We start from the raw sequence: 25962 nt of genomic DNA, 5'->3' as shown, positions 1-25962 counted from the left end.
CGAGTCGTTAGGTGTCGGAGGGCTTAGATGTCGTCGATCGAAGACGACTCGAAGCGCGTGGAGATGTTGATGCCCAGCTCCTCGGCGGCGCGGAAGACCTCGTCATCCGTGTCGCGCAGGCTGACCGCGGTGCCGTCGGAGGACAGGACCTCCACGTTCAGGCACAGCGACTGCATCTCCTTGATCAGAACCTTGAAGGATTCCGGGATGCCCGGCTCCTGGATGTTCTCGCCCTTGACGATGGCCTCGTACACCTTGACGCGGCCGAGGATGTCGTCGGACTTGATCGTGAGAAGTTCCTGCAGCGCGTATGCGGCACCGTAGGCCTCGAGGGCCCAGACCTCCATCTCACCGAAGCGCTGTCCACCGAACTGCGCCTTACCACCGAGCGGCTGCTGGGTGATCATCGAGTACGGACCCGTGGAGCGTGCGTGGATCTTGTCGTCGACAAGGTGGTGCAGCTTCAGGATGTACATATACCCGACGGAGATCGGCTCGGGGAACGGCTCTCCGGAGCGACCGTCGAAGAGACGGGTCTTTCCGGTGGAGTCGATCAGGCGGTCGCCATCGCGGGTCTTGCTCGTCGAGTCGAGCAGGCCGGCGATTTCCTCTTCGAGGGCACCGTCGAACACCGGGGTCGCGACCTTGGTGTTCGGCTCGGCCTTGCGGGTGTGCTCGGGCAGACGGTTCGCCCACTTGGGCTTGCCCTCGATCTCCCAGCCCTGCTTCGCGACCCAACCGAGGTGGGTCTCGAGCACCTGACCGAAGTTCATGCGGCCGGGGATACCGAGCGGGTTGAGGATGATGTCGACCGGCGTTCCGTCGGCGAGGAACGGCATGTCCTCCACCGGCAGGATCTTCGAGATGACGCCCTTGTTGCCGTGACGACCGGCGAGCTTGTCGCCCTCGGTGATCTTGCGCTTCTGGGCGATGAAGACCGCGACGCGCTGGTTGACACCGGAGCCGAGCTCGTCGTCGCCATCCTGCGAGTCGAAGACCTTGACGCCGATGATCGTGCCCTGCTCGCCGTGGGGAACCTTCAGCGACGTGTCGCGCACCTCGCGGCTCTTCTCGTTGAAGATCGCGCGGAGCAGGCGCTCCTCGGCCGACAGCTCGGTCTCGCCCTTCGGCGTCACCTTGCCGACGAGGATGTCGCCGGGGCGAACCTCGGCGCCGATGCGGATGATGCCGCGCTCGTCGAGGTCGGCCAGGAGCTCCGGGCTGACGTTCGGCAGGTCGCGGGTGATCTCTTCCTTACCCAGCTTGGTGTCGCGGGCGTCGACCTCGTACTCCTCGATGTGGATCGAGGAGAGCACGTCGTCCTTCACCAGGTTCTGGCTGAGGATGATCGCGTCTTCGAAGTTGTGACCCTCCCACGGCATGAACGCCACGAGGAGGTTCTTGCCGAGTGCGAGCTCGCCGTTCTCCGTCGCCGGGCCGTCGGCGAGAACCTCGCCGGCCTCGACACGCTGGCCGGCCTCGACGATCACCCGGTGGTTGTACGACGTGCCCTGGTTGGAGCGGTCGAACTTGCGCAGGTAGTACGTCTTGGTGCCGCCCTCGTCGAGCTGCAGCGTGACGGCGTCGGCCGACACCTCGGAGACCACACCGGCGGCCTCGGTGGTGAGCACGTCGCCGGCGTCGATGGCCGCGTAGCCCTCCATACCGGTTCCGACGAGCGGGCTCTCGCTGCGCAGCAGCGGAACAGCCTGACGCTGCATGTTCGCACCCATGAGGGCGCGGTTCGCGTCGTCGTGCTCGAGGAAGGGGATGAGGCTGGTCGCGACCGACACCATCTGGCGCGGGGAGACGTCCATGTAGTGAACGGCCTCGGCGGGAACGAGCTCCACCTCACCGCCCTTGGGGCGCACCAGCACGCGGTCCTCGGCGAAGCGGAAGTCCGACGTGAGCGGCGCGTTGGCCTGGGCGACGAGGTACTCGTCCTCCTCGCTCGCCGTGAGGTAGTCGATCGTGGCGGTGACCACGCCGTCGACGACGCGGCGGTACGGGGTCTCGATGAACCCGAAGGAGTTGATGCGCGCGAAGGATGCGAGCGAACCGATGAGGCCGATGTTCGGGCCTTCCGGGGTTTCGATCGGGCACATGCGGCCGTAGTGGGACGGGTGAACGTCTCGCACCTCGACGCCGGCGCGCTCACGCGACAGACCACCGGGGCCGAGCGCGGAGAGGCGACGCTTGTGGGTCAGGCCCGCGAGCGGGTTGTTCTGGTCCATGAACTGCGACAGCTGGCTGGTTCCGAAGAACTCCTTGATCGCGGCGACGACGGGGCGCACGTTGATCAGGGTCTGCGGCGTGATCGCCTCGATGTCCTGCGTGGTCATGCGCTCGCGAACGACGCGCTCCATGCGGGACAGACCGGTGCGCACCTGGTTCTGGATGAGCTCGCCCACGGCGCGGATGCGACGGTTGCCGAAGTGGTCGATGTCGTCGATGTCGAGGCGCAGCTCGACGGGGCTGCCGTCGCGAGTGCCGTTCATCGTGGTCTCGTTCGCGTGCAGCGAGACGAGGTACTTGATCGTCGACAGGATGTCCTGCACCGTGAGCACGGAGTCGGACAGCGGCGCGTCGATGCCGAGCTTGCGGTTGATCTTGTAACGACCGACCTTCGCCAGGTCGTAGCGCTTGGGGTTGAAGTAGAAGTTGTCGAGCAGCGCACGCGCGGCCTCGGCGGCGACCTGCTCGCCCGGGCGGAGCTTGCGGTAGATGTCCTTGAGCGCCTCTTCCTTGGTGAGGATGGAGTCCTTCTCGAGGGTCAGCTCGATGGAGGACACGCCCTTGAACTCCTGCAGGATCTCCTCGCTCGTGAGGCCGAGGGCCTTCAGGAACACAGTGACCGACTGCTTGCGCTTGCGGTCGATGCGCACGCCCACCTGGTCGCGCTTGTCGATCTCGAACTCGAGCCAGGCACCGCGGCTCGGGATGATGCGGGCGGAGTAGATGTCCTTGTCGGAGGTCTTCTCCTGGGCGCGGTCGAAGTAGACGCCCGGGCTGCGGACGAGCTGCGACACGACGACACGCTCGGTGCCGTTGATGACGAAGGTGCCCTTCTCGGTCATGAGGGGGAAGTCGCCCATGAAGACCGTCTGAGTCTTGATCTCACCCGTGAGGTGGTTCATGAACTCGGCCTCGACGTAGAGCGGAGCGGAGTAGGTCTTGCCCTTCTCCTTGCACTCGTCGATGGAGTACTTCTTCTCCTCGAGGAAGGGGTTGGTGAACGAGAGCTGCATCGTCTCACCGAGGTCCTCGATCGGGGAGATCTCCTCGAAGATCTCCTCGAGGCCCGTGTGGGTGGCGAGGTCGTCGCGACCCTCGGCCTTCGCATCGGTGACGCGCTGCTTCCAGGCGTCGGACCCGACCAGCCAGTCGAAACTCTCGGTCTGCAGAGCGAGCAGATCCGGAACCGTCAGGGTGTCAGTGATTTTGGCGAATGAGAGACGTTCTGCGTCTCGGCCATTCTTGGGAGTGGTGGTTGCGTTGCGCGCAGCAGCCAAGGAAATAACCTCCGTGGGCCCCGTCGGGCTCCATTTTTACTGTCGTCTGCCAATGTGTGATTGGTGCGGAAAGAAAACTCGCACTACCCCGTATGAGAAGAGAGTCGCTCGAAGAGTTATCCCCGAGCGAGAACATGGCCGACCGCAATATGAGGGCATGGGGAGTGGGAGCGCAAAAGACCAGTATAGGGCGAGCCGGTGCTTCTGTAAAGCCGATTCTTGCGTTCGGTCCCGATGTCCGGTATAACCGCATCCCGCTGGCCGTGTCGCCCGGTGCCCACGGTCCCTGAGCCCGTCGAAGGGACACAACCCCCACGGTCCCTGAGCCCGTCGAAGGGACACAACCCGACGTCGACTCACGTCGCTTCGACAGGCTCAGCGACCGTACCGGTCGCAATCCCGCGGCAGGTCCCGTCGCTTCGACAGGCTCAGCGACCGTAGGCGACGGGCTCAGCGACCGTACGGCGATCGGAGGGGACGCAACCCGTGATGTACTCGGGAGCGTGAACGACAGCACCCCGGAGGTCCAGGTCTCCGCCGGCACGGCACGGCTCGAGACCGACCGGCACAGCCCAGGGTCCCTGACCCTGGTCGTGGACGGAACGCCGCAGTCCCACGTGGACGTGGACGACCCCAGCCACCTCTCGTTCGAGTACGTGCGCCGCATCGGTCACCTCATCGATCTCGTCGCCCCCGAGGGCGAGTCGATCACGGCCGTGCACCTCGGTGCCGGCGCGCTCACCCTCCCCCGCTACGTGGCGCACACGCGCCCCGGATCGCGGCAGCAGGTCGTCGAGCTGGAGCGCGGCCTCGTCGACATGGTGCGCGAGGCCGCGCCGTTCCCCCGTGCTGCCCAGATCCGACTGCGCTACGGCGATGCCCGCGAGGTGCTGGCCAAGCTGCCGGAGGGTCTCCGGGGCAGCGCCGACCTCGTCGTGGTGGACATCTTCAGCGGAGCGCGCACGCCGGCGCATGTGACCAGCGTGGAGTTCTACCGCGAGGTGATCGCGCTTCTCGCCCCTTCCGGCATCCTCGCCGTCAACGTGGCGGACGGCGCCGGCCTTACCTTCGCCCGCAGCCAGCTGTCGACGGTGGCGCACCTGCTGCCCCACGTCGCCGCACTCGCGGACACCCAGATGCTGAAGGGTCGCCGCTTCGGGAACATCGTGGTTGCGGCGTCCGCGACACCGCTGCCCACCGGGTCGCTCCCCCGCCTGCTCGCGGGCGATTCCTCCCCAGCCAAGATGGTGGACGGTCGGGAGCTGACCGACTTCATCGCCGGGGCGCCCGTGGTGACCGATGCGACCGCCGTGCCGTCACCACCCCCCGCGCGGAGCATCTTCCAGACCGGACGCGGCTCCTCCACCTGGTAGCGCGAGCCTCCCTCCCGCGAGGTGCCGGCTCCGCCCGTCCCGGCCCGGGCGAGCAGCGAGAACAGTCGCCTCAGCGCGCTCGGCGGGGACGTTCAGGGCGGCGGGTCAGAATGGATCACCCGGCAGGAGGTTCAGCACATGCTTCGTCGCATCTTCGCATTCCCGCTCCTCATCATCGGCGCGCTCGTGGTCGCTCTCGTGGTGAGCGGATGCTCACCGCAGGAGCAACCACCGGCGGCGGTCGAAGGTACTCCGGCCCCCGCGCCGACCGAGCCCAGCCCGCCGACCGACGACGAGGCCACTGAGCCCGTCGGCCCCGTGCAACCGGCGGGCACTCCGGCCGCGCTCGCAACCGGACTGCAGGCGCCGTGGTCGATGGCTCGCCTTGATTCCGGATCCACCCTGGTCAGCGAGCGGGACACCGCCATGATCGTCGAGGTGGCGGCGGATGGCGCGACTCGCGACGTGGGCACCGTGGAGGGCGTGGCTCCCCAGGGTGAGGGCGGTCTGCTCGGAATCGCCGTGCTGGGCGATCCTGCTGGTGCTGTCGAGAACGCCGACCCCGACGCGGCCGGCACCGACCCCGACGCGGCCAACGCTGACGCCGACGGCACCGGGGTGGCGGATGCCGCACCCGGCGGTCCCTTCCTCTACGCCTACTTCACCTCTGCCGACGACAACCGCGTGGTGCGGATGCCGCTCGAGGGCGATCCCGGCAGCTACACGTTCGGGGCCGCCGAGACTGTGCTGACCGGCATCCCAAAGGCTGGCAACCACAACGGCGGCCGCATCGCGTTCGGGCCCGACGGTGCGCTGTACGTGACGGCCGGCGACGCGAGCAACGAGGACAGCGCTCAGGATCCTTCCGCGCTCTCCGGCAAGATCCTCCGCATGAACCCCGACGGATCCGTGCCCGACGACAACCCGATCGCCGGTTCGCTCACCTACTCCTACGGGCACCGCAATTCGCAGGGCATCGCGTGGGACGACGACGGCCAGCTGTGGGCCGCCGAGTTCGGCCAGAACACGTGGGACGAGCTGAACGTGATCGAGGCGGGCGGCAACTACGGCTGGCCGATCGTCGAGGGACAGGGCACCGCCGACGGCATGATCAACCCCGTCTACCAGTGGCCCACCAGCGACGCCAGCCCGAGCGGCCTCGCCATCGTGCGGGACACCATCTTCATGGCCGGTCTCGGCGGTGAGCGGCTCTGGGTGATCCAGACCGGAACCGCGGGCGCCGAGGGCGAATTCGTGGACGGGGAGTTGACGGCGGTCGGGTACTTCGTGGAGGAGTTCGGTCGCATCCGCGACGTGACAGCCGGACGGGACGGCAGCGTGTGGATGCTCACCAACAACACGGACGGACGCGGATCGCCGCGCGAAGGCGACGACAAGCTGATCCAGGTCGACCTGACTCCGCTCGCGGGGAGCTAAGTTCGTAGGGTGACAGGCACCTCGATCTTCCTTGGCTACGACCGCGAGACCCTCCGCGAGCAGGTGGACCTGCTCGCCGCGGGTCGTCGACTCGACGAACTCGAGAACCAGCGCAGCCTCGCCGCGCTGACCGAGAAGCTCGCGCTGTACCGCATGGTCGGCCGCATCGACGAGGCGTGGCTCATGGCGAACGAGACCGTGCGCCAGGCGCGATTCACCGGTGACCGGGAGACGCTGCTGGCGGCGCGCATCCGGCGGGCCCAGATCCAGCAGTACCAGGGCAAGCTCGAGATCGCGCTCATGGAGCTCAGCGGATGCGTCGACGAGGCGCACACCCACGACTGGGCGCTGCTCGAAGCTTCGGCGCTCGAGCACCGCGGCAAGTCGTACTTCGACAAGGGCGACTACCGCCGGGCGCTCGTCGACCTCGAAGACGCCCACGCACTGCGTGAGCGGGAGAACGTGTCGGCCGCGCAGCTCGAGGCCACCAGCGTCGGCATCTCCGTCATCCGGGAGAAGATCGCCTCCAACGGGTAGGCCGCTCCCCGCTTCCCCTCCCCACGGTGCCGTGCGCGCCGTGTCGTGACGACGCGGCGACACGGTCCGAGCGCCGTCGGGAGTGCGGGTTATCCTCGTCGGGTGGCAGACCTGGAACGCGTTCGAGTAGAGGCGAAGAACCTCATCGCCCGGCATCTCGACCCGACCGTCTGGTCGTTCGCGTTCGACAATGCCAAGACTCGCGCGGGGCTCTGCAACTACGGGATCAAGCGCATCACCGTGTCGCGGTACCTCGCGTCGCGCTACGACGAGAACGAGATCCATCAGGTGCTGCTGCACGAAGTCGCGCACGCGCTAGCGGGCCCGCGAGCCGGGCACGGGCCGAAGTGGCGGTCGATCGCCGCGGGGATCGGTTACGTCGGGAAGCGCACGCATTCCGGCGAGATCGCGAACGACCTGGCACCATGGATCGGCATGTGCCCTGCAGGTCACGAGCACTACCGGTACCGCAGGCCCACCCGCCCGCTCGCCTGCGGGCTCTGCACCCGTCGGTTCTCCCCCCGACACCTGATCGACTGGCAGAAGCGGGAGATCACGCAGGCGGAGCGCCGAAGAGCCTCGGCCTCCGCCCGCTGAGACGCTCGCCCGCTGAGACGCTGGTGACCGACCGGCGGCCACCGCGCGACTACTCGGTGACGGAGACCTCTTTCCAGAACGCGACGTACCCGCTGAAGTCCTTGCCGACCCGGTCGAACGAGGTGGGGATCGGGGTGGGGTACGACCAGGCACGGTCGCGCAGCAGCGTGTCGCCGTCTTTCACGCTGAAGTACTGGGTGTCGCCCTTCCACGGACAGTGGTACGGGGTGTCGCTCTCCTCGAGGAGTTCCGAGCGCACGCTCGACGGCGGGAAGTACCAGTTGCCTTCGATCTTGATCAGGTCTTCTTGGGGGCCTCTGCGAGAACCGTGTCGCCCAGTACTGCTTTCATCGTTACCTCCACGCCGGTGTCGAGCCGCGGTGTCGCGACCTCATCCGGAATAACGCTCCGCGCGGAATCCGAATTCCCGGAGCACGGGCACGGTGCGAGACGCATCGACCTGCCGCGCCAGCTCCTCGTCGGCCGCGCCCGCCGCTCGCGCCTCCTCCGCGGAGGCCGACGCGGTGATGAGGTGCCCGATCCCGCGTCGGAGGCCGGAGAACGCCGCCGCCGCCGCCGCCGCTTCCGGTGAGCAGTGATCGATGCCCACGTCGATGAGCGCGTCGAGGATGGCACCGGCCGCCAGCAAGTCCTCCACGGCCGGACGCAGAGCACCCGAGTCGCGGGACTCGCCCGCGGCGATCACGGCCACGGTCGCGCGACCCCCGAGCTTCTCCTGCTCGCGCAGCACCCATTCGGCCACCGCCGTCCGATTGCGGAGGCTCCCGGCGACCACGGTCACGCCGCGGTCCGCCAGTGCCCGTGCGATGTCGCCGCCGTCGGGCGAGGCGAGCACCACCCTCCGGCGCTCCGCCGCGATCGCCCCTAGCGCGTCCGTCACGGTCGACGGCAGCAGCTCCACCACGCCGGGCAGCGCACGTTCACCGGCCAGCACCGCATCGCGTGCCGACGCGAAAGCGGCGGCATCGTCGTCCGCGACCCCCCACGGCAGCACCTCGACGCCGTCGCTCACCGCGAGCTCCACGGTGGTGCTGAACGCGAGCGCGTCGACGACGACGACCACGGAGGCGTCCGAGAGCAGGAGTGCCCCGTCCCGTCCCCAGTCGAACCGCACCTGATACCCCGATTGCGCGTGCGGATGCGGCGCGGTGCGGGAGGACGCATCCGTGGACGCACCGGCACCGAACGGGTCAGTCGTGCTCATCCGTCGATCGTAGAGCCGATGCGGCGGCGTCCCAGCCGGAGATGACGCGACGTGACGGCTCCGGCGGCAACGACCGCATGCTCACCCGGATCACCTCGAAGTCGTGACGCGAGAGTTCGAGGTAGCCGCGGCGCAGCGAGTAGCCCCAGTCCGGATCGTCGCGGGTGAAGTCCAGGGTGTGCAGCAGCGGACGAATGGGTGCCGGGACGGCCGACGCGTCCCAGTCCACGCGGCGACGCCACGGCCGCCACGCCGACCCCGCCTGCCGCGGAATGTGGTCCTGGTACACCGCGTCGTCGGACACCCGGCCGATGGCGGTGAACGCGCGCAGTGCGGGTCCGTCGGGCGAGAACTCGCGCGGCGAGTAGAGCACCACGCCGTCCGCCTCCCCCATGCCGGCGATCGCCGGCCGTGCACCGAAGTTCAACTGGGCGACGCCGAGCCGCACCACTCGCTCGACGGAGTCTCCGGGGAGCACGCCGAGCCAGAACCGAATCGCCATCCCCCAGTTCTAGCGCACCCTCAGCCGGGGAGAGGGAGACTAGGGGGATGCGCGTACTGCTGAAACTCATCCTCGACTGCGACCCGGATGCCGCCTGGCGCGCCATCCAGTCCCCGGCGGTCCTCCGCGAGGTGTCGAGCCCGTTGCTCGACTTCGAACCGATCGCGCCCGACGCCTTCCCTACGATGTGGGGCACCGGCGCCCACCCGGTGCGCGCCCTCGCCGCTCGCTCGGTGCCGATGGGCGAGCAGGTCATCGACATCAGCTTCCCCGCCACCCGCGTGCCCGACGTGCGGATGATGCGGGACAGCGGCAAGGGCCTCAGCGGGCTCCTCGCGCTGACCACCCGTTGGGACCACCGGATGGCGATCTCCCCCGATCCGGCGGGCACCGGCAAGACCCTGTACCGCGACCAGCTGATCTTCGAGGCCGGCCCCGTGGGCGCCGCGCTGTGGCCGCCGTTCTGGGCGTTCTGGCAGTGGCGCGGCGCGCAGCTGAAGCGGATGGCGCCGACCTGGGCATCCGATGTCGGTGAGCCGAAGCCGGGGTCCGAGGAGCGCGACACGTCCCTCGACGACGCCGGATTCTCCGACTAGCACCGGCCATGCCCGACGCACGCTCGATCCTCGATGTCGCCGACTGGCGACGTCGTGTCTTCGCGCTCTACGCCGAGGTCCGGAGGCGGAGCGCCACCGATCCGACGGATGCCCATGCCCACTGGGTGCGCAGCCGGAACGATCTGTTCGCGCGCCACCCCGCCAGCCCTCTCGTCGGCGCCGACCGCGCGGCCTTCTCAGGATTGCCCGTCTCCGCCTACGATCCCGCGTGGCGCTTCGAGGTCGAGGTCCAAGCGCCGTCGAACCGTGGCGGCGAGCGTCTCGAGGTGGATACCGGCACCGATGGCGTCGTGCCGTTCGAACTGATCGGCTCCGTAAACATTCCCGCCGTGGGACGGGAGCCGGGCGGCGGCCTCGATGTCTGGCGGCTCGCCACCTACGGCGGTGGGGTGTTCCTGCCCGTGAAGGATGCGCTCGCGAACACGCCCGGCGGCACCTACGGCGGTGGCCGCTACCTGCTCGACACCGTGAAGGGCGCCGACCTCGGCGTCGCCCGGTCGAATCCCCGGGCCCTCGTGCTCGATCTGAACTTCGCCTACAACCCGTCGTGCGCCTACGATCCGGCGTGGGCGTGTCCGCTCGCGCCGCCCGGGAATGCGCTCCGCGGCGCCGTTCCAGTGGGCGAGCGGATGCCGGGGTAGGTCGCACGTCCGGCGACATCCGCTAGGGTGGAGTCATTGGGTTGCGCAATTGCGCGCTCCCAGCGTCGTAGAACGCCAAGTTTTCATCGCCGCCGGCACAGTTCCGGTGCGATTCCTGGGTTTTTTCACGGCGAACGGATGTGCCCATCGGCACCTTCGCCACTACCCTTCCCGGCGGCTCTGTGCCTGCTGAAGGGTCACCTGCCCGAAAGGCACGAACCACACGTATGTCCACGAACACCACCACTTTCAGCGCGCTCGGCGTGCCCACCCCGCTCGTCTCGGCCCTCACCGCGGCCGGCATCACGAGCCCGTTCCCCATCCAGATCGACACCCTGCCGGACACGCTGGCCGGGCGTGACGTGCTCGGTCGGGGCAAGACCGGCTCCGGCAAGACGCTCGCCTTCGCGCTGCCCATGGTCGCCCGCCTCGGCGGCGCGCTCTCGGGCGGCACGCGTCGTCCGGGACGCCCGCTCGGCCTCATCCTGGCTCCGACCCGGGAGCTGGCCACCCAGATCACGACCGCGATGCAGCCGCTGGCCGACGCCTACGGCCTCAAGTCCACCACCATCTTCGGTGGCGTCTCGCAGCAGCGCCAGGTCGCCGCGCTGAAAGCAGGCGTCGACATCGTCGTGGCCTGCCCCGGCCGACTCGAGGACCTCATGAAGCAGGGCTTCGTGAACCTGGATGCCGTGGAGATCACCGTGCTCGACGAGGCCGACCACATGGCCGACCTCGGCTTCCTCCCGGTGGTCACGCGCATCATGGACAAGACCCCTCGCGGCGGGCAGCGCATGCTGTTCTCCGCCACGCTCGACAACGGCGTGGACAAGCTGGTGCGCAAGTACCTGCAGAACGAGGTGCTCCACTCGGTGGACGAGGCCAACTCCCCCGTCGCCGCGATGACCCACCACGTGTTCGAGGTCGACTCGGTGAGCGCGAAGACCGAGCTCGTCCAGACGCTCGCCTCGGGCACCGGCCGCCGCATCCTCTTCATGCGCACCAAGCACCACGCCAAGAAGCTGGCCAAGCAGCTCACCGACGCGGGAATCCCGTCCGTCGACCTGCACGGCAACCTCTCGCAGGTGGCCCGTGACCGCAACCTCGCGGCGTTCGGCGCCGGCGACGTGAAGGTTCTCGTCGCCACCGATGTGGCCGCCCGCGGTGTGCACGTGGACGACATCGAGCTCGTGATCCACGTCGACCCGCCGACCGAGCACAAGGCGTACCTGCACCGCTCCGGCCGCACCGCGCGTGCGGGCAGCGCCGGTGACGTGGTGACCATCGTGGTCCCCGCTCAGCGCAAGGACGTGGCGCAGCTTCTCCGCAAGGCCGCCATCACCGTGACACCGCAGGCCGTCACGCCGAACTCGGATGCCGTGAAGGCCCTCGTGGGAACGGTCGCGGCGTACGTCAAGCCCGCTCCGCGCCAGGCCGTCGTCTCCGGCGGAAACGGTGGGGGCAACGGCGGCGGACGCGGTGGCCGCGGCGGTTCGCAGGGCGCCAACGCTCAGCGCAAGCGCGCCAACCGCGACGGTGCACCCGCCCGTGGCGGTTCCGGTGGCGGTCGCACGCCCCGCAACTACAGCACCTCCTCCGCGGAGTTCGGCGGCAACTCGGTTGGCGCCGGATCCGATGTCGGTTCCGGCCGTCCCCGTCGCGACCGCTCCGGTCGCCCCTCGGGAGCGGCCAAGTCGACCAACGGCGGCGGTCTCGTCGCCATGTCGCAGGGCGGTGGACGCGGCCGTTCCGGTCGCTGATCTCCCTTACCCGACACGGGCCCGCGCTTCTTCGGATGCGCGGGCCCGTTCCGTTCGACAGGCCGTAAGGGAGCCGCCCGAGCCTCCGCTAGCGTGTACCGCATGGCGTTGCCCGACCGCACAGTGATCCGTCGTCCACGACCGGAGGACGCACCGAAGCTCGGCGCCGTGCATGTCGCCTCGTGGCGGGAGACGTACGAGGGCATCCTGTCGGATGCGTTCCTCGCCGGCATGTCCGTGAACGAGCGGGTCGGTATGTGGCAGGACGTGATCGGACGGCCCAACCGTTCGTTCCTCGCCGAGGTCGACGGCCGCATCGTCGGCTTCGCCCTCGCGGGCGAATCGCGGGAGGACGAGGCGCCGCGCGAAACCCAGTTGCATGCGATGTATCTGCTGAGCGACTACTACGGCACCGGGATCGGCGTCGCGCTGCTCGACGCCGCGATCAGCGACGCGCCGGCCTTCCTCTGGGTGGCGGCGGACAACCACCGAGCCCTGTCGTTCTATCGCAAGCACGGCTTCGTCGTCGATGGCATCACGAAGACCGAACCGGCGTGGGAGGACCTCCGCGCACTGCGGATGACCCGATAGGCCTTCCCCGCGCGGACCTCCGCGTCATCCGCCCCGGCGGAGTCGTAGGCTCGACAGGGAATACCCCATCTGGAAGGACGACCATGGCTGAGAAGAACGAGCCCGAAGACACCGTCGGCTCCGACAACACCATCCCCGACACCGCGGAGGGCATCGCCGTCGGGCACGGGAAGCCGTCGACCTTCGAGCCCGAAGAGGACGAGCCCGCCGACGCCGGCGCGGCCGACTCCGAGGAGTCCGACCCCGAGGAGTCCGACCCCGAGGAGTCCGACCCCGCGTAGCGCACGACCGCTCGTCGTCATGGGCGACGCCCAGGACATGCCGGATGCGGCCGTCGTCGAGCTGCTCGCACTCCTCCAGAATGCGGGCATTTCCGCCTGGATCGGTGGCGGCTGGGGCGTCGATGCCCTCGTCGGGCAACAGACCCGCCCGCATGGTGACGTCGACCTCGCCGTGGACGCCGACGCGCTGGATCGCCTGGTCGTCCTGTTGGGCGATCACGGCTTCCACATCTCGGTGGATTGGCTCCCGTCCCGGCTGGAACTGACCGCGCCCGATGGTCGATGCGTGGACGTGCATCCGGTGCGATTCGAGCACGATGGAAGCGCCGTGCAGGCCGGTCTCGACGGCGCGAATTTCCGGTATGCCGCCGACGCCTTCACCACCGGCGTCATCGACGGCAGCACTGTTCCCTGCCTGAGCGCCGCGCAGCAGCTCGAGTTCCGGCGGGGCTATGAGCTCCGCGACGTGGATCGGCACGACATCCCGCTCCTCGAGGCCCTGCTCCGCGACCCCGGAGGACACGGTTCCTGAGCCCGTCGAAGGGACGCTGCATCAGAGGACACGGTCCCTGAGCCCGTCGAAGGGACGCGGCTTCGAAGGGCACGGTCCCTGAGCCAGTCGAAGGGACGCTGCATCGGAGGACACGGTCCCTGAGCCTGTCGAAGGGACGCTAGGTGCCCGCATCCGTTGCGCCGCTTCGACAAGCTCAGCGACCGTGGGGTTTCGTCGCTTCGACAAGCTCAGCGACCGCGGGGTTCCCTCGCTTCGACAAGCTCAGCGACCGTGGGGTTTCGTCGCCCCGCCAAGCTCAGCGACCCGTGGGGTGCCCGCCACGACGCGCTCAGCGACCGGGGGCGCGGGCTCAGCGGCGGGAGCGGGCGCGGCGCAGCACGGTGAGGCGATACACGACACCGACCGCGAGCACGGCGATGCCGCCGACGATCGACTCCGGGGGCAGCGTCGCAACGAGCACGACGCATCCGACGGCGCCCGCGACCTGCACGACGCGGGGGAAGCGGCGATCGGTCGGCGCCTGCGTGAAAGCCGACGCATTCGCCACGAGGTAGTAGAGCAGCACCCCGAAGGACGAGAACCCGATGGCGCCGCGCACGTCCAGCGTGAGTACGAGCACGATCACCACCGCCGCGAGCGCGAGCTCCGCGTGATGCGGCACGCTGTGACGCGGATGCACCGCGGCGAGCCAACCGGGCAGGTCGCCGTTGCGGGCCATCGCGAGCCCGGTGCGTCCGATCCCGGCGACCAGCGCGAGGAGCGCCCCGAGCGAGGCCGCGGCTGCCCCCGCTCGCACCACGGGCGATGCCCAGTCCCAGCCGGCGGCGATCACGACATCGAGCAACGGCGCGGATGAAGCGGCCAGTCGCGCTGGCCCGAGCACCGCGAGGGCCGTCAGCGCGAGCACAGCATAGACCGCGAGGGTGACACCGAGGGCGGTGAGGATGGCGCGGGGAATCGTGCGCGACGGATCCCGCACCTCCTCGCCCAGGGTCGCGATCCGCGCGTATCCCGCGAAGGCGAAGAAGAGCAGACCGGCGGCCTGCAGAGTTCCGTACCAGTCCCCCGTCAGGTCGTTCCCGCCGATGTCGGCGGGAGGCGCGGCACCCGTCGCGAGGCCGGCGGCGACCACGAGCGCCAGCACCGCCAGCACGGCGGTGACGATGACGCGGGTGAGCGCCGCGGTGCGGGTGATGCCGAAGTAGTTGACGGTCGTGAGCGCGATCACCGCAGCCGCAGCCACCGGCTTCTCCCAGCCCTCGGGAGCGGCGTAGGCCGCGAAGGTCAGCGCCATGGCGGCGCAGCTCGCCGTTTTGCCCACGACGAAGCTCCAGCCCGCGAGAAAGCCGGGCCAGTGACCGAGTCGCTCGCGCCCGTAGACGTACGTGCCGCCGGACGTCGGGTACTGCGCCGCGAGTTGCGCGGACGACGTGGCGTTGCAGTACGCGACGGCCGCCGCGAGGGCCAGTGCGAGAAGGAGCCCGGATCCGGCTGCGGCCGCCGCCGGAGCGAAGGCCACGAACACACCGGCACCGATCATGGATCCGAGGCCGAGCACCACCGCATCCGCGAGGCCGAGGCGCCGTCTCAGCGCGGGATGATCGCTCACCGTTCTCCGATTCATTGCCGTGATCCACCATCGTGGACGCTGCACAGGTTATGGTGATGCGGTGAACATCCGGCAACGCCGATGCCGGTAGCGCGGGTGACGTCTCCGAATCGACACCGCCCTACGCTGGTCGGATGCCCTCCTACCGGATCACCATGACCATCGGTGCGCTCCGCCCCGGCATCGACCCCGCGGCCGTGCTGCCGGCCGCATCGGCGGCCGCGGCGGAGCTCGCAACAGTGGAGGCTTCCGCGGTGGACGTGGTCGCGGGCGCCGCGCGGGTCACCGTGCGCTTCACCGAGGACGATGCCGAGGTCGCCGCGCAGGTCGGTGGCCACGTGGCCGCCACCGTGGCGAGGCTGGCGGACGTGCCGCACTGGGCGCTGACCGAGCGCGTCGGGGGTCGGTGGCGGGTCGTCGCCTGACCGCGGGCCGCGCGCCCGGGCCTTATCCGTACCGCGCGCGTGCCGGGTCAGCGCCCGGCGGCGTAGCCCTGCGCGCCGCGGGGGTTCGCGGCCGCACCGAGCATGCCGGTGTCCGGGTCGCGCACGACGACGCACAGCCTGCCCAGCGCCCAGTCCCCCGCCCGCGCGACCGCGTGTCCACGGCGCTCCAGGTCGTCGATCACGTCGCCTCGCAGTCGGTCCTCGAGCACGGCGCCGCCGGGCGTCCACGTGCGCGGATAGAACGACCCGGCGAAGGAGGTGGAGTGGAACGTCGGAGCGTCAACCGCCTGCTGCGGTGAGTACCCGCCCACGATCGTGCGCAGCAGGTAGGGCAGCTGCCACAGGTCCTGCTGGTCGCCGCCGGGCGATCCCAACGCCGCGACGGGTGCGCCATCCCGCAACACCAGCGTGGGGGTGAGCGTGGTGCGCGGTCGCTTGCCCGCGGTGAGCGTGGACGGCGTGCCGTCCTGCAACCAGGTCATCTGCAGACGCGAACCGAGGCAGAACCCCACGGCCGGGATGGTCGGGGACGACTGCAGCCAACCGCCCGACGGTGTAGCCGAGATGATGTTGCCCTCCCGATCCACGACGTCGATGTGGCAAGTGTCGCCCCGGGTCACTCCGCTGCGGGCGACCGTGGGTTCACCGACCCCGGCGAAGCCGGCGTCCGCGCGCTGCGCCCACTCCTCCTCGGTGACCAACGGCGCGGCATAGGCGTCGAAGCCCGGAACGACGCCGGGTCGCACGTCGTGCGACGCCACGTCGGTGATCAGCGCGCGGCGCTCCGCGGCGTACTCGTCCGACAGGAGGTGATCGAGCGGCACGTCGGCATCACCGTAATAGGCGTCGCGGTCGGCCATCGCGAGCTTCTGGGCCTCGAGGATGGTGTGGGCGCCGAGCGCGGTCGACGGGTCCAGCCGCTCGTCGTCGAATCCCTCGAGGATCTTGAGGGTCTGGAGGAGGGCCGGACCCTGCCCCCACGGGCCGGTCTTGGCGATGACGTGACCGCGGAACGTGATCGTCGCGGCCGGCTCCTCGGTCGCGCGGAAAGCGGCGAAGTCGTCGGCCGTGATCACGCCCGCGTGGTCGGTACCCGAGGAGTGGCGGTGCGGGGTGCGCACGAACTCCGCGATCTCGCGCGCGACGAAGCCGGTGCTCCACTCGGCGCGCGCCGCGTCGATGCGCCGCACCCGCCCGTCCCCGCCCTCCGTCGCATCCGCGCCACCCGCGTCGATGAGCCGCTCGAGCACGCGCGCGTACGCCTCGTTCGTGACACGCTCCCCGGCTTCGGGCACGCGGCCTCCCGGCATCCACTGCTCGGCGGAGGTGGTCCAGTGCTCGGTGAACAACGGTGCCACCGACGCGATGGTGCGGCTCGCGCTCGGCAGGATCGGATGGCCGTCCCGCGCGTAACCGATGGCGAAGGTGAGCACGTCGGCGAGCTCCCACGTTCCGTGGTCGCGCAGCAGGAGCAGCCAGGCATCCACGGCGCCCGGCACCGCGGCCGCGAGCGCTCCCGCGCCCGGCACGAGGTCGAGACCCTCCGCGCGGTAGCGCTCGGCAGACGCGGCCGCCGGCGCGGGCCCCTGCCCCATCAGCACGATCGGGGTCGCGGGATCCTCCGCCGTGGCGAAGACAGCCGTCATGTCACCGCCCGGACCGTTCAGGTGCGGCTCGACGACGTGCAGCACGAAGGCCCCCGCGGTCGCCGCGTCGAAGGCGTTGCCCCCGCGCTCGAGCACGGCCTGCGCCGTAGCGGTCGCGAGCCAGTGCGTGGACGACGTCATGCCGAAGCTGCCGGCGAGATCAGGGCGGGTGGTGAACGGGGGCGGGGCGGTGAAGGTCACGGGTCCCGACGCTACTCCGCGGGCAAGCCGACAGCGGAGCCAACCACACGACTCGGCACACCCGCCGGCCACACGACGGCCCCTGCCGCTCCGACGGCGCACTGCGCGCGGTGGCCGCACCGGTGCGGCGGCGATGCGAAGACGCCGCCTCACTCCACCTGGAAGCCGGCCTCCCCGGTCGGGGGATGCTCCGTCACCTCGACGGAGTCGACGCGCGCGTACTGCGGCCCGTGCTGCAGCCACTCGAGCATCGCGTTCACCGCCGCCGCGTCGCCCTCCACGAGAACCTCGACGCTGCCGTCGGGGAGGTTGCGAGCCACGCCGCTCACCCCGAGTTCGCGCGCCCGCTCGCGCGCGTTCATCCGGAACCCGACGCCCTGCACCTCACCGCGCACGATCGCGCGCCGCCCGATGCGTTCCTCCGTCATGGGACGACGCTAGCCGACTCCGGGGCCGGTTCGTCGACGGGGCGCAGGCCCGTGGTGGAGTTCGCCGACACGAGCAGACGCTCGAGCCAGTCCCTGTTGAGCTTGGCTTCTCTCGTCCCGGCGTATCGGAAGCGCAGGGGAACGGTGGGGTGCAGCCAGATGGTGCTTCGGCCGCTACCTTCTTCCATCGCGTGGACGAAGGTGAAGGCGAAGCACTCGTTCCGGCGGAACTTCGTGATGATCGCGACTTGCAAGTGGGCCAGAAGCCGGTCATCGAATTGGATCTCATCGCCCTGCGGCCCGTAGATCATCTTGCCCATGGTGCGGTACTCCATCCGGTGATTCCATATCCGCGGCGCCATCGCGGGCTCCCTCCCCGGAAGCCATCGACACACCGCGGATGGTGAGGATGCGAGTTCGTCATGCCCACCTCGAGGTTCCGCCGTCCGATCGGACGGCACCAGCAGGCGGCGGGAATTCCCACCTGCACGAAACCTGGGTCTGGAGTAACAGTCGCGATCCTACGGGACACGCCGCGGGGGCGGCAACACACGCCCTGCGGACCGTTGGGAGTGGGCGCTCCACGCGACGAACCGGCACCGAGAGCGATCGCCGGTTCTAATATGAAGGCATGGCTGACGCACTCACCGGTTCGGCGTCATTCCCGCAGGACGCACCGACCTCCCCCACCAGCATGCTGCTCCCGTTCCTTCGCCTGTTGGCGATCTCCGGAGTCTCGCTGGCCGTGCTCGACGGGAACGGCCAAAGAGAGGTGATCGCGTCGAGCGACGAGGTATCGAGTCGGATCGAGGAGCTCCAGTTCGAGTTGGGCGAGGGACCGGGGTACGCGGTCGTGTCCACCGGCAGGGCTCAGCAGATCAGCACGCAGCAGGGTTCGGGCGGGAGCGCTCCGTTCTTCGATGCGGCCGTGCAGGATCTGAACGTGGCGACGATCGTCTCGCTCCCGCTGAAGTCCGGAGCCATCGTGGTCGGCGTCGCGACTCTGTATCGAGAAGGCCCGGGACTGCTGAGCGATGAGGACATGGCCACCGCCGGGGCGCTGGTGCATTGGGTCGCCGGGCCGGTGATCGAGCGTGCCATCGTCTCTGCCGGTCGCGAGATGCCGACGGGACCAGAAACACGAGGGAAACTCCGGCGGGAGGTGCACCAGGCGACGGGAATGATCTCCGTGCAATCGGACACCTCGGCCAGTGACGCGTTTCTGCAACTGCGAGCCTATGCGTACGCTCAGGATGAGACGGTCGAAGTCGTCGCGCGCAAGGTGATCACTCGGCAGCTGAACTTCGCACACCTCCCCCCGAGAATGGATGGTCACCCCGATGGACGCCCATGATGGACGACGCACCCCGATGAGCGATCTATCCCGGGAGCAGCGCCTCAACGTTGTCTTCGTGAAACTCGCGGACACGTTGGTCGATGACTACGACACGGTCGAACTGCTGCAGTACCTCGTGGAGAGCTGCGCCGAACTCCTCGACACGGACGCCGGCGGACTGATGCTCGCCGACAGCTCGGGGCAGCTCCAGGCCATCGCCTCCACCGGCGAGGCGGCGGAACTGGTGGAGATCATGCAGCTGAACGCCGGGATGGGCCCGTGCGTCGAATGCTTCACCACCGGTGAGGCGGTCTCCGTGCCCGACATCGACACCGTCCAGGCGAAGTGGCCCGACTTCGCGCAGGCGGCCGCGGCCGGAGGATTCCACTCCGTCTACGCCACCCCGCTACGTCTGCGCGGCAAGACCGTCGGGGCGATGAACCTGTTCAGCATTCAGGTGGGAAAGCTCAACGACCGGGACATCGCCACGGCCCGCGCGCTGACGGACATTGCGACGATCGGGATCATGCAGGAACGCCTCGTCCGCGAGTCGAGTGCCGTCACCGAACAACTGCAGCATGCCCTCGACAGCCGTGTCCTCATCGAACAGGCGAAGGGCGTGCTGTCCGAGGCGCACTCCATCCCGCTGGAGGAGGCATTCACCTGGCTTCGGGACCACGCTCGTCGAAACCAGACCTCCCTCCGCACGCTTGCGGAGTCGATCGCGACGCGCACCCTGGACCCCGCCACCATCAGCGCACGTCCGGCGACGAAGAAGCGCCCCTAGCCGTCCGGTCCCGCGGAGGGATCCTCCGGCGCGGCCGGGCGACGCTCTCAGCCGAGTTGCGCGTGAGGACGAGTCCTCTCCACCGGCCGCTCGGCGGCGATCAGTTCGGTGACGGCGCGGCACAGGGAATCGCAGCTCGAGCCGGTGGCGTTACCGGTCGCCCATTGGAAGCGTCCGTCGTGCTGCTCCACGCGTCCCAGAACTCGATCGGTTCCGGCGGCGTGCACCACCCACAGTTGCGCGGGGGTCTGCTCCAGACGAAGCTGCCGGTTCTCGCAGTACTCGAGTGCGGCATCGAGATCGTCGAGCACCTGCGCGGCGTACGACTCCCCGGCGGCGCCGGAGGCCCATGAATCGACGGTGAGAGCGTTCATTGGAACCCCTTCGAGCTTCACGAATAGTCCGCTGCCGGGGTCCGGGGACAACGTGGCGATCCTACGGCCGCGTCAGAAGCGGGTCAAGGGTGCGACCATGCTGATCGGAGCACACCGGGCGTACCGCCGGTGCCGATGCCGATGCCGATGCCGATGCCGAGACGGGACCATGATGCTCGCGGCCGCGCGCGTCTTCGGCAGGCTTCCATCGAAGCGTCGGTTCTGCAGACCGAGGCCGTGCTGGCCGCGCGGGAAGCAGGGGCGAGCTGGGCGGCGGCGGGTGGTGCGCTCGGCATCAGCCGCCAGGCCGCCCAACAGCGATTCAGTCCGGAACGGGGCTCACCGGAGCGGCCGACACGCGGACCCTCACGATCGCGCCGAACGTCGACGAGGTAGAGGCGCTGCAGGCGGCGGGCAACGAGGGGTGGCGGCCGACCGCATCCCACTACGGACAGCACGTCATCGCGCGACCGGTCAGGCGTGGGAGATTCGCCGGGCGTCCATCCTGTCGTTGCGTCGCCTTCCCCCGGCGAGCGAGGGCTGGGTCGAAGCGACCAGCCGATTTCCCGACGTGTTCTTCGTTCGACCGCAGTCGAGGGCGCCTGATGGCACGACGTAGGAACAGATCGGACGAGCGGGGACGCTAGACGCGGACGCGCGACCGGGCTGTCAGCTCGCGCTCGCGGGCGACCTTCCGCGCCTTCGCCCGGCGTGCCGATCCGGCGGTGAGCGCGAGGGCCAGCAGCACTCCCACGAGGCCGCCCACCGAGTTCGCGACGATGTCGCGCAGGTCGGAGACGCGTTCCGGGAGGAAGAGCTGCACCGACTCGATCGCGACGGTGAGTCCGGCGCTCGCCAGCACCGCGACGATCCACAGCCGTCGGCCGAACAGCAGGAGGAAGAAGAGCCCGATGGGCACGAACATGGCCACGTTCGCCAGGAACTCCACGCGGGAGTAGGTGAGCCAGCTGGTGAAACGGTGCTCGGCGAAGAAGCCGATCATGGTCCAGAGCAGCGAGTTGTCCGATCCGGTTCGCGGTGGCGGACCGAGCGTGATCCATGCGACCAGTCCGAGATACGCGAAGGTGACCACGCTGAGAATCGGATGCCGATGGAACATTCGACCATTCTCTCAGCGGGCGTCTGGGCGTTACGTCAGTCGCGGGAGGTATCCGACCGCGCGAACAGTGCGCGAAGCCACAGGGCGACCGCCGCGACGACCACCAGCACGATGAGCAGCTTCACGAGGAACAGGACGAACCCGAAGACGAGGTTCACCAGCCACCACGCGACGACGGCCACCACGATCACCGTGAGGATGCCGCCGAACAGCCATTTGGTACCGGAATCCATCCGACCAGCGTAACCGAGCGCGGAACCGGCGCGCTTACTCCCGCATGCGCCCCTGAGCGCCTCGATCCACCTCGTCCGTGGCACCCTGCGCGGCCTGATGTCCGGTGGGGACGTCCGATTCGTCGCCGTTGACGAGGGTCTCACCATCGCCGATGGTGGTGTCGCCCGCGCCGCTCTCGTCCGCACCACCGGTTCCCGCGGTGGGGTCACCGCCACCGAATCCCTGCGTCGCGGGCGCGTCGTCGGACGGACCCTGCACGGTCACGCCACCGGTCCCCCCGTCGCTGGCCTTCTCGTCGTCGCTGCCGGTGGGCTGGGTGTTCGTGTCGCTGTCGCTCATGCGAATCTCCTCGTTCGGATCGTTTCCCCCAGTTAGGCACGTCGGGGTCGGCCCGTCTAGGCGTTCGCGGGCGTAGCGTCGAGGGGACACGGGGAGCAGCGGATGACAGGACCGATGGACGACGCACCGACGCCGGCGCGGAATCGCCGGAACGTTCTGTCCGGCGTGCTCTTCGGCATTGGTGTCGCGGCGTTCATCGACGAGGTGGTCTTTCACCAACTGCTGCACTGGCATCACTTCTACGACCGGTCCACCACCGCGGCCGGCCTGGTGTCCGACGGGATCCTGCACGCGTTCGGGTGGTTCGCCACCGTGGCCGGCCTCTTCCTGCTCGCGGACCTCGCCCGCCGCCGTCTCGTGCGGTGGGACCGATGGACGGGCGCGGTGCTCGTGGGTGCGGGCGCCTTCCAGCTCTACGACGGCATCGTGCACCACAAGCTGCTCGAGCTGCACCAGGTGCGGTACGGCGTGGACCTGCTGCCCTACGACCTCGCCTGGCAAGGCGCGGGCCTCGCGGTACTTCTCGGAGGAATCGTCGTTCTGGTGCTGAGCGGCCGACGCGCTCGGGCCGCCCGGCGCGGCGATCGGCCGCTGGGGTGATGAGCGCTGGAGGGCACGTCCACGACGTGACCGAGAGCCAGACCGGGTCCGAATTGGTGCCCCTGCTGGTACTCGCGGTGGCGGCGGTACTTGCGGCGGCGTACCTGTCCGCCGTCGCCCGCACCCGGTGGCGCGGCGAGTGGCCGGCCAGTCGCTCCGCCTGCTGGGTGGCCGGGCTGATCGCGGCGGTGCTCGCGCTCTTCGGACCGCTCGGCGACGCCGCGCATGCCGACTTCGCCGCCCACATGGCAAGCCACGTGCTGCTGGGGATGCTCGCGCCGCTTCTGCTCGTGCGCGCGGCCCCGGTCACGCTGGCCCTCCGAGCGCTCGACCCGGTGCCCGCCCGGCGACTCGCACGCCTGCTCGGCTGCCCTCCCGTGCGATTCGTCGCGCATCCCGGACCCGCCACGGTGCTGACCATCGGCGGGATGTGGCTGCTTTACGCGACGCCCCTGTACTCCGCCATGCACGACTCCGCCATGCACGACTCCGCCATGCACGACTCCGCCATGCACGCCGACCCGCTCGTCGCGGCGCTCGTGAACGCGCACATCTTTCTCGCCGGATACCTGTTCACGGCGTCGATCGTGGGGGTGGATCCGATTGCGCACCGCCCGTCGTACGTCACGCGATCGGCCTGGCTGATCGTCGCGTTCGCGGGGCACGGCATCCTCGCCAAGTACCTGTATGCCGCGCCACCCGTCGGCGTGCCGGCCGACCGGGCCGAAGCGGGAGCGCTCGTCATGTACTACGGCGGCGACGCCGTGGAGCTCGCGATCCTCGTGCTGCTGTGCGCGCGGTGGTACGCCGCGACCCGACCCCGCGAACGCCGGTCCGCGGGGACCGCCCTACCCGCGCCGGTGCGGTGAGCGGGCTCGGCACTACGAGTCGTCGTCGGCAGCGTTGTCGTCGCTGGCGTTCCGGTGGCGGACGACGAGCCACTGAGTTCCCACGATGAGTACGGCCACGATCGCGGTGACCACCACGGTCAGGGGATCCGATTGCGCCTTCAGCGCCACGAAAGGCACCAGCACGGCGACGTCGAGCACGATCGCGACCGCGGGGATCCACACCGTGGCATTCACATCGCCTCGGAGGTGACGAAGGATGCCGACATGGATGGCGATGTCCATGGCCAGGTAGAGGATGGCACCCAGCGCGGCGATCTGCGACAGGTCGAAGAACGTGGCCATGAGGATCGCCAGACCCGCGGTGATGTACAGCGACTGGTGTCCCTGGTCGCCGGTGCGGCCCGGTAGCCCCGGGGCCTGCCCCATGTCGCGGAGCATGTCGTAGAGCTTGGAGACGGCGAAGAGGCTCGCCACGAGGCCCGACAGGGTGGCGACGACGGCGATGGCCACCGTGAGGGTCACTCCCCAGCTGCCGAACAGGGGTTCCGCCGCCTCGGCCAGTGCGTAGTCGCGGGACTCGACGATCTGCGGCACCGTGAGACTGCCGGTGACGGCCACGGTGATGAGCAGGTACAGCACGGTGCAGAGCCCGATGGCGATCAGGATCGATCGGCCGATGTTGCGCTCGGGCTTGCGCAGGTCCGCGCCCTGATTGGTGATCGTGGTGAAACCCTTGTACGCCAGGATGCACAGCGCGACCCCGGCCAGGAACCCGGCCCACCCGGATTCCGGGGCGGTGCGGTCCGCCACGGTGAACAGACCGCTCAGCGACGACAGACCCGCCGCGGCGATGCCGGCGATGGCGAGCACGGCGATCCCGACGATTTTGATCGCCGCGGTCACGGTGGCGGAGCGCTCCACCAGCCGGTTGCCCACGAGGTTCACGAGCGCGGCCGCCGCGATGGCGGCCACGGCCAGCACCGGCACCCACACCGGCGAATCCTGCATCCCGAACGGGCGCAGGACGTAGGTGCCGAACGTTCTTCCGAGCAGGCTCTCGGCGAGGATCATCGACACGTACATGAAGAGCGAGAAGGATCCGGCGAGCACCCCGGGGCCGTACGCCGCCTTCAGCAGCATCGCGATCCCGCCCGACGACGGGTTGGTGGCGGAGTAGCGGATGTAGGAGTACGAGCTGAAGGCCACCACCACCGCCCCGGCGAAGAACGCCCAGGGCACCCAGCCTCCGGCCAGTTCGGCGACCTGCCCCACCAGGGCGAAGATGCCGGCTCCGATCATCACCCCCGTGCCGAGGGCGACGGATCCGGTGAGCGACAGCTTCTGATCGTTCCGGGTTGTGGAATCGTGCCCCATGTACGAGATCCTTTCCTGCGGCCGTCCGACCTCGCCGCGGAGAATGCGGCCGCGCCGGTGACGAGTTCGCCACGATACCCTACAGGGGTATAGCGCGTGCGGCCCAGGGGAGCTCGCCGGCGCAGAGCAGTGAGGAGAGGGTGCGCGTGACCGTAGTACTGACCATCGCGGGGATCGCGATTCTCGCGATCGGCCTGATCGACATGTTCCGCACGCTGCTGCACCCGACCGGCCAGGGGCGGGTGAGCGGATGGGTGCTCTCGGCGACGTGGTGGCTGTCGAGGGCGACGAAGCATCGCCTGGGGTCGGCCGTGGGCCCGGCCGCGATGGTCGCGGTGATCGTGATGTGGGTCGCCCTGCAGGGCGTGGGCTGGGCATTGATCTACGTGCCGCACATCCCGGGTGACTTCCTGTATGCACCGGGCATCGACCCGAGCCGGTACTCCGCATTCGCCGAGGCCCTGTACATCTCGTTCGTCACGCTGACCACCCTGGGGTACGGCGACGCCGTGGCCACCGACCCCGGCATCCGCCTGGCCGCGCCGCTGGAGGCGTTGACCGGCTTCGCGCTCCTCACCGCGGCGCTCACCTGGTTCGCGCAGGTCTATCCGCCGCTGTTCCGCCGACGCGCACTGGCCCTCGAACTCAAAGGGCTGGCCGACACGGGGTACGCCGACGCACTGGATGAGGTCGATGCCGCCACCGCCTCACGGGTGCTCGACACGCTGACGGCCGAGGTGGCGGCGGTGCGCGTGGACCTCACGCAGCACGCCGAGGGGTACTACTTCCAGGAGGAGAACCCCGACCTGTCCCTCGCCCGGCAGCTGCCGTACGCATTGCGGATGCGCGACGCGGCCCGGTCCCGGTCGGAAGCGGCGGTACGCCTGAGCGGCGAGCAGCTGTCGCAGGCGCTCGACCAGCTCGGGGCGGAACTGCGCGGCACCTTTCTGCACACCGGCGACGATCTCGAGGCGATCTTCGCCGCCTACGCGACCGACCACGGGCAGGACCTGCGCACCTGAGCGCGAAT

At 69.4% G+C, this 25962-nt stretch carries 28 protein-coding genes and 1 pseudogene; 16 read left to right on the top strand and 13 right to left on the bottom strand.

Features of this window, described 5'->3' with window-relative positions; all coding sequences use genetic code 11:
- Positions 1-23 precede the first annotated feature (23 nt).
- Positions 24-3512 (bottom strand): DNA-directed RNA polymerase subunit beta, encoded by a 3489-nt coding sequence (gene rpoB / locus EY822_RS08260; RefSeq protein WP_150307831.1) that lies wholly within the window; start codon positions 3510-3512, stop codon positions 24-26.
- A 503-nt stretch (positions 3513-4015) separates the two neighbouring features.
- On the opposite strand from rpoB, the gene EY822_RS08255 reads away from it, so the two are divergent.
- From EY822_RS08255 to EY822_RS08240, 4 genes are all read left to right on the top strand, one after another.
- Positions 4016-4885, top strand: coding sequence for a spermidine synthase (locus tag EY822_RS08255; RefSeq protein ID WP_150307830.1), 870 nt, complete (start codon positions 4016-4018; stop codon positions 4883-4885).
- A 138-nt stretch (positions 4886-5023) separates the two neighbouring features.
- Positions 5024-6322 carry a PQQ-dependent sugar dehydrogenase gene (locus tag EY822_RS08250; protein ID WP_150307829.1) on the top strand — a complete coding sequence of 433 codons (1299 nt, stop codon included), beginning with the start codon at positions 5024-5026 and terminating at the stop codon, positions 6320-6322.
- Between the two features lie 9 nt (positions 6323-6331).
- On the top strand, positions 6332-6859 hold the full coding sequence (locus EY822_RS08245) for a hypothetical protein (protein WP_150307828.1): 528 nt from the start codon (positions 6332-6334) through the stop codon (positions 6857-6859).
- Positions 6860-6961: 102 nt separating this feature from the next.
- The gene (locus EY822_RS08240) at positions 6962-7456 is read left to right on the top strand and encodes a SprT-like domain-containing protein (protein WP_150307827.1); all 495 of its coding nucleotides are present in this window, start codon (positions 6962-6964) and stop codon (positions 7454-7456) included.
- A 49-nt stretch (positions 7457-7505) separates the two neighbouring features.
- On the opposite strand, the pseudogene EY822_RS08235 reads toward EY822_RS08240, so the two are convergent.
- From EY822_RS08235 to EY822_RS08225, 3 genes and pseudogenes are all read right to left on the bottom strand, one after another.
- Positions 7506-7807: pseudogene (locus EY822_RS08235) on the bottom strand (DUF427 domain-containing protein).
- Between the two features lie 40 nt (positions 7808-7847).
- On the bottom strand, positions 7848-8681 hold the full coding sequence (locus EY822_RS08230) for a 2-phosphosulfolactate phosphatase (RefSeq protein WP_150307826.1): 834 nt from the start codon (positions 8679-8681) through the stop codon (positions 7848-7850).
- Positions 8668-9183, bottom strand: coding sequence for an EVE domain-containing protein (locus EY822_RS08225; protein WP_150307825.1), 516 nt, complete (start codon positions 9181-9183; stop codon positions 8668-8670). The genes EY822_RS08230 and EY822_RS08225 overlap by 14 nt, the downstream gene beginning before the upstream one ends.
- A gap of 47 nt (positions 9184-9230) precedes the next feature.
- Between EY822_RS08225 and EY822_RS08220 the strand changes: the two genes are divergently transcribed.
- The 6 genes from EY822_RS08220 (at position 9231) to EY822_RS08195 (ending at position 13605) form a co-directional block, all read left to right on the top strand.
- A complete protein-coding gene (locus tag EY822_RS08220) occupies positions 9231-9779 on the top strand; it encodes a hypothetical protein (RefSeq protein WP_150307824.1) in 549 nt (182 codons plus the stop codon).
- An 8-nt stretch (positions 9780-9787) separates the two neighbouring features.
- Positions 9788-10441 carry a DUF1684 domain-containing protein gene (locus EY822_RS08215; RefSeq protein WP_150307823.1) on the top strand — a complete coding sequence of 218 codons (654 nt, stop codon included), beginning with the start codon at positions 9788-9790 and terminating at the stop codon, positions 10439-10441.
- Positions 10442-10668: 227 nt separating this feature from the next.
- A complete protein-coding gene (locus tag EY822_RS08210; RefSeq protein WP_150307822.1) occupies positions 10669-12201 on the top strand; it encodes a DEAD/DEAH box helicase in 1533 nt (510 codons plus the stop codon).
- Between the two features lie 102 nt (positions 12202-12303).
- Positions 12304-12792: a GNAT family N-acetyltransferase gene (locus EY822_RS08205; RefSeq protein WP_150307821.1), complete on the top strand. Its 489-nt coding sequence runs from the start codon at positions 12304-12306 to the stop codon at positions 12790-12792.
- An 83-nt stretch (positions 12793-12875) separates the two neighbouring features.
- Positions 12876-13073 (top strand): hypothetical protein, encoded by a 198-nt coding sequence (locus EY822_RS08200; protein ID WP_150307820.1) that lies wholly within the window; start codon positions 12876-12878, stop codon positions 13071-13073.
- Between the two features lie 19 nt (positions 13074-13092).
- On the top strand, positions 13093-13605 hold the full coding sequence (locus EY822_RS08195; protein WP_227497141.1) for a nucleotidyltransferase domain-containing protein: 513 nt from the start codon (positions 13093-13095) through the stop codon (positions 13603-13605).
- A 331-nt stretch (positions 13606-13936) separates the two neighbouring features.
- Here the strand turns inward: EY822_RS08195 and EY822_RS08190 are convergent, their stop codons facing one another.
- Positions 13937-15211 carry an APC family permease gene (locus tag EY822_RS08190; protein WP_227497140.1) on the bottom strand — a complete coding sequence of 425 codons (1275 nt, stop codon included), beginning with the start codon at positions 15209-15211 and terminating at the stop codon, positions 13937-13939.
- Positions 15212-15330: 119 nt separating this feature from the next.
- On the opposite strand from EY822_RS08190, the gene EY822_RS08185 reads away from it, so the two are divergent.
- Complete coding sequence (locus EY822_RS08185; RefSeq protein ID WP_150307819.1) at positions 15331-15621, top strand: hypothetical protein; 291 nt, start codon at positions 15331-15333, stop codon at positions 15619-15621.
- Positions 15622-15668: 47 nt separating this feature from the next.
- Here the strand turns inward: EY822_RS08185 and EY822_RS08180 are convergent, their stop codons facing one another.
- From EY822_RS08180 to EY822_RS08170, 3 genes are all read right to left on the bottom strand, one after another.
- Positions 15669-17489: a gamma-glutamyltransferase family protein gene (locus tag EY822_RS08180; protein ID WP_150307818.1), complete on the bottom strand. Its 1821-nt coding sequence runs from the start codon at positions 17487-17489 to the stop codon at positions 15669-15671.
- Between the two features lie 149 nt (positions 17490-17638).
- The gene (locus EY822_RS08175) at positions 17639-17917 is read right to left on the bottom strand and encodes an acylphosphatase (protein WP_150307817.1); all 279 of its coding nucleotides are present in this window, start codon (positions 17915-17917) and stop codon (positions 17639-17641) included.
- Positions 17914-18252, bottom strand: coding sequence for a DUF7882 family protein (locus EY822_RS08170; protein WP_227497139.1), 339 nt, complete (start codon positions 18250-18252; stop codon positions 17914-17916). The genes EY822_RS08175 and EY822_RS08170 overlap by 4 nt, the downstream gene beginning before the upstream one ends.
- Before the next feature lie 296 nt (positions 18253-18548).
- Between EY822_RS08170 and EY822_RS08165 the strand changes: the two genes are divergently transcribed.
- Both EY822_RS08165 and EY822_RS08160 read left to right on the top strand, forming a co-directional pair.
- The gene (locus tag EY822_RS08165) at positions 18549-19271 is read left to right on the top strand and encodes a GAF and ANTAR domain-containing protein (protein ID WP_150307816.1); all 723 of its coding nucleotides are present in this window, start codon (positions 18549-18551) and stop codon (positions 19269-19271) included.
- A 16-nt stretch (positions 19272-19287) separates the two neighbouring features.
- Positions 19288-20040: a GAF and ANTAR domain-containing protein gene (locus EY822_RS08160; RefSeq protein WP_150307815.1), complete on the top strand. Its 753-nt coding sequence runs from the start codon at positions 19288-19290 to the stop codon at positions 20038-20040.
- A gap of 47 nt (positions 20041-20087) precedes the next feature.
- Here EY822_RS08160 and EY822_RS08155 read toward each other — a convergent pair whose 3' ends face one another.
- The 4 genes from EY822_RS08155 to EY822_RS08135 form a co-directional block, all read right to left on the bottom strand.
- Positions 20088-20414 (bottom strand): hypothetical protein, encoded by a 327-nt coding sequence (locus EY822_RS08155; protein WP_150307814.1) that lies wholly within the window; start codon positions 20412-20414, stop codon positions 20088-20090.
- 643 nt (positions 20415-21057) lie between these two features.
- Positions 21058-21534, bottom strand: a complete 477-nt coding sequence (locus EY822_RS08145; protein WP_227497138.1) for a VanZ family protein — start codon at positions 21532-21534, stop codon at positions 21058-21060.
- A 35-nt stretch (positions 21535-21569) separates the two neighbouring features.
- Positions 21570-21767: a hypothetical protein gene (locus tag EY822_RS08140; protein ID WP_150307812.1), complete on the bottom strand. Its 198-nt coding sequence runs from the start codon at positions 21765-21767 to the stop codon at positions 21570-21572.
- 34 nt (positions 21768-21801) lie between these two features.
- Positions 21802-22107: a hypothetical protein gene (locus EY822_RS08135; RefSeq protein ID WP_150307811.1), complete on the bottom strand. Its 306-nt coding sequence runs from the start codon at positions 22105-22107 to the stop codon at positions 21802-21804.
- A 102-nt stretch (positions 22108-22209) separates the two neighbouring features.
- Here EY822_RS08135 and EY822_RS08130 point away from each other — a divergent pair, with 102 nt between their 5' ends.
- Together EY822_RS08130 and EY822_RS08125 are read left to right on the top strand one after the other, a co-directional pair.
- The gene (locus tag EY822_RS08130; protein ID WP_150307810.1) at positions 22210-22707 is read left to right on the top strand and encodes a DUF2243 domain-containing protein; all 498 of its coding nucleotides are present in this window, start codon (positions 22210-22212) and stop codon (positions 22705-22707) included.
- Positions 22708-22733: 26 nt separating this feature from the next.
- Positions 22734-23576: a cytochrome c oxidase assembly protein gene (locus tag EY822_RS08125; RefSeq protein WP_227497137.1), complete on the top strand. Its 843-nt coding sequence runs from the start codon at positions 22734-22736 to the stop codon at positions 23574-23576.
- A 12-nt stretch (positions 23577-23588) separates the two neighbouring features.
- Here EY822_RS08125 and EY822_RS08120 read toward each other — a convergent pair whose 3' ends face one another.
- Entirely contained in the window at positions 23589-24932 is a 1344-nt protein-coding gene (locus EY822_RS08120; RefSeq protein ID WP_150307808.1) for an APC family permease, read from the bottom strand.
- Positions 24933-25078: 146 nt separating this feature from the next.
- Here EY822_RS08120 and EY822_RS08115 point away from each other — a divergent pair, with 146 nt between their 5' ends.
- Positions 25079-25954, top strand: coding sequence for an ion channel (locus EY822_RS08115; RefSeq protein ID WP_150307807.1), 876 nt, complete (start codon positions 25079-25081; stop codon positions 25952-25954).
- Positions 25955-25962 lie beyond the last annotated feature (8 nt).

The sequence above is a fragment of the Planctomonas psychrotolerans genome, from assembly GCF_008642235.1.
GTDB lineage: Bacteria > Actinomycetota > Actinomycetes > Actinomycetales > Microbacteriaceae > Planctomonas > Planctomonas psychrotolerans.
Note: the sequence above shows the minus strand (reverse complement) of the source record. Positions and strands in the feature narration are given on the sequence as shown.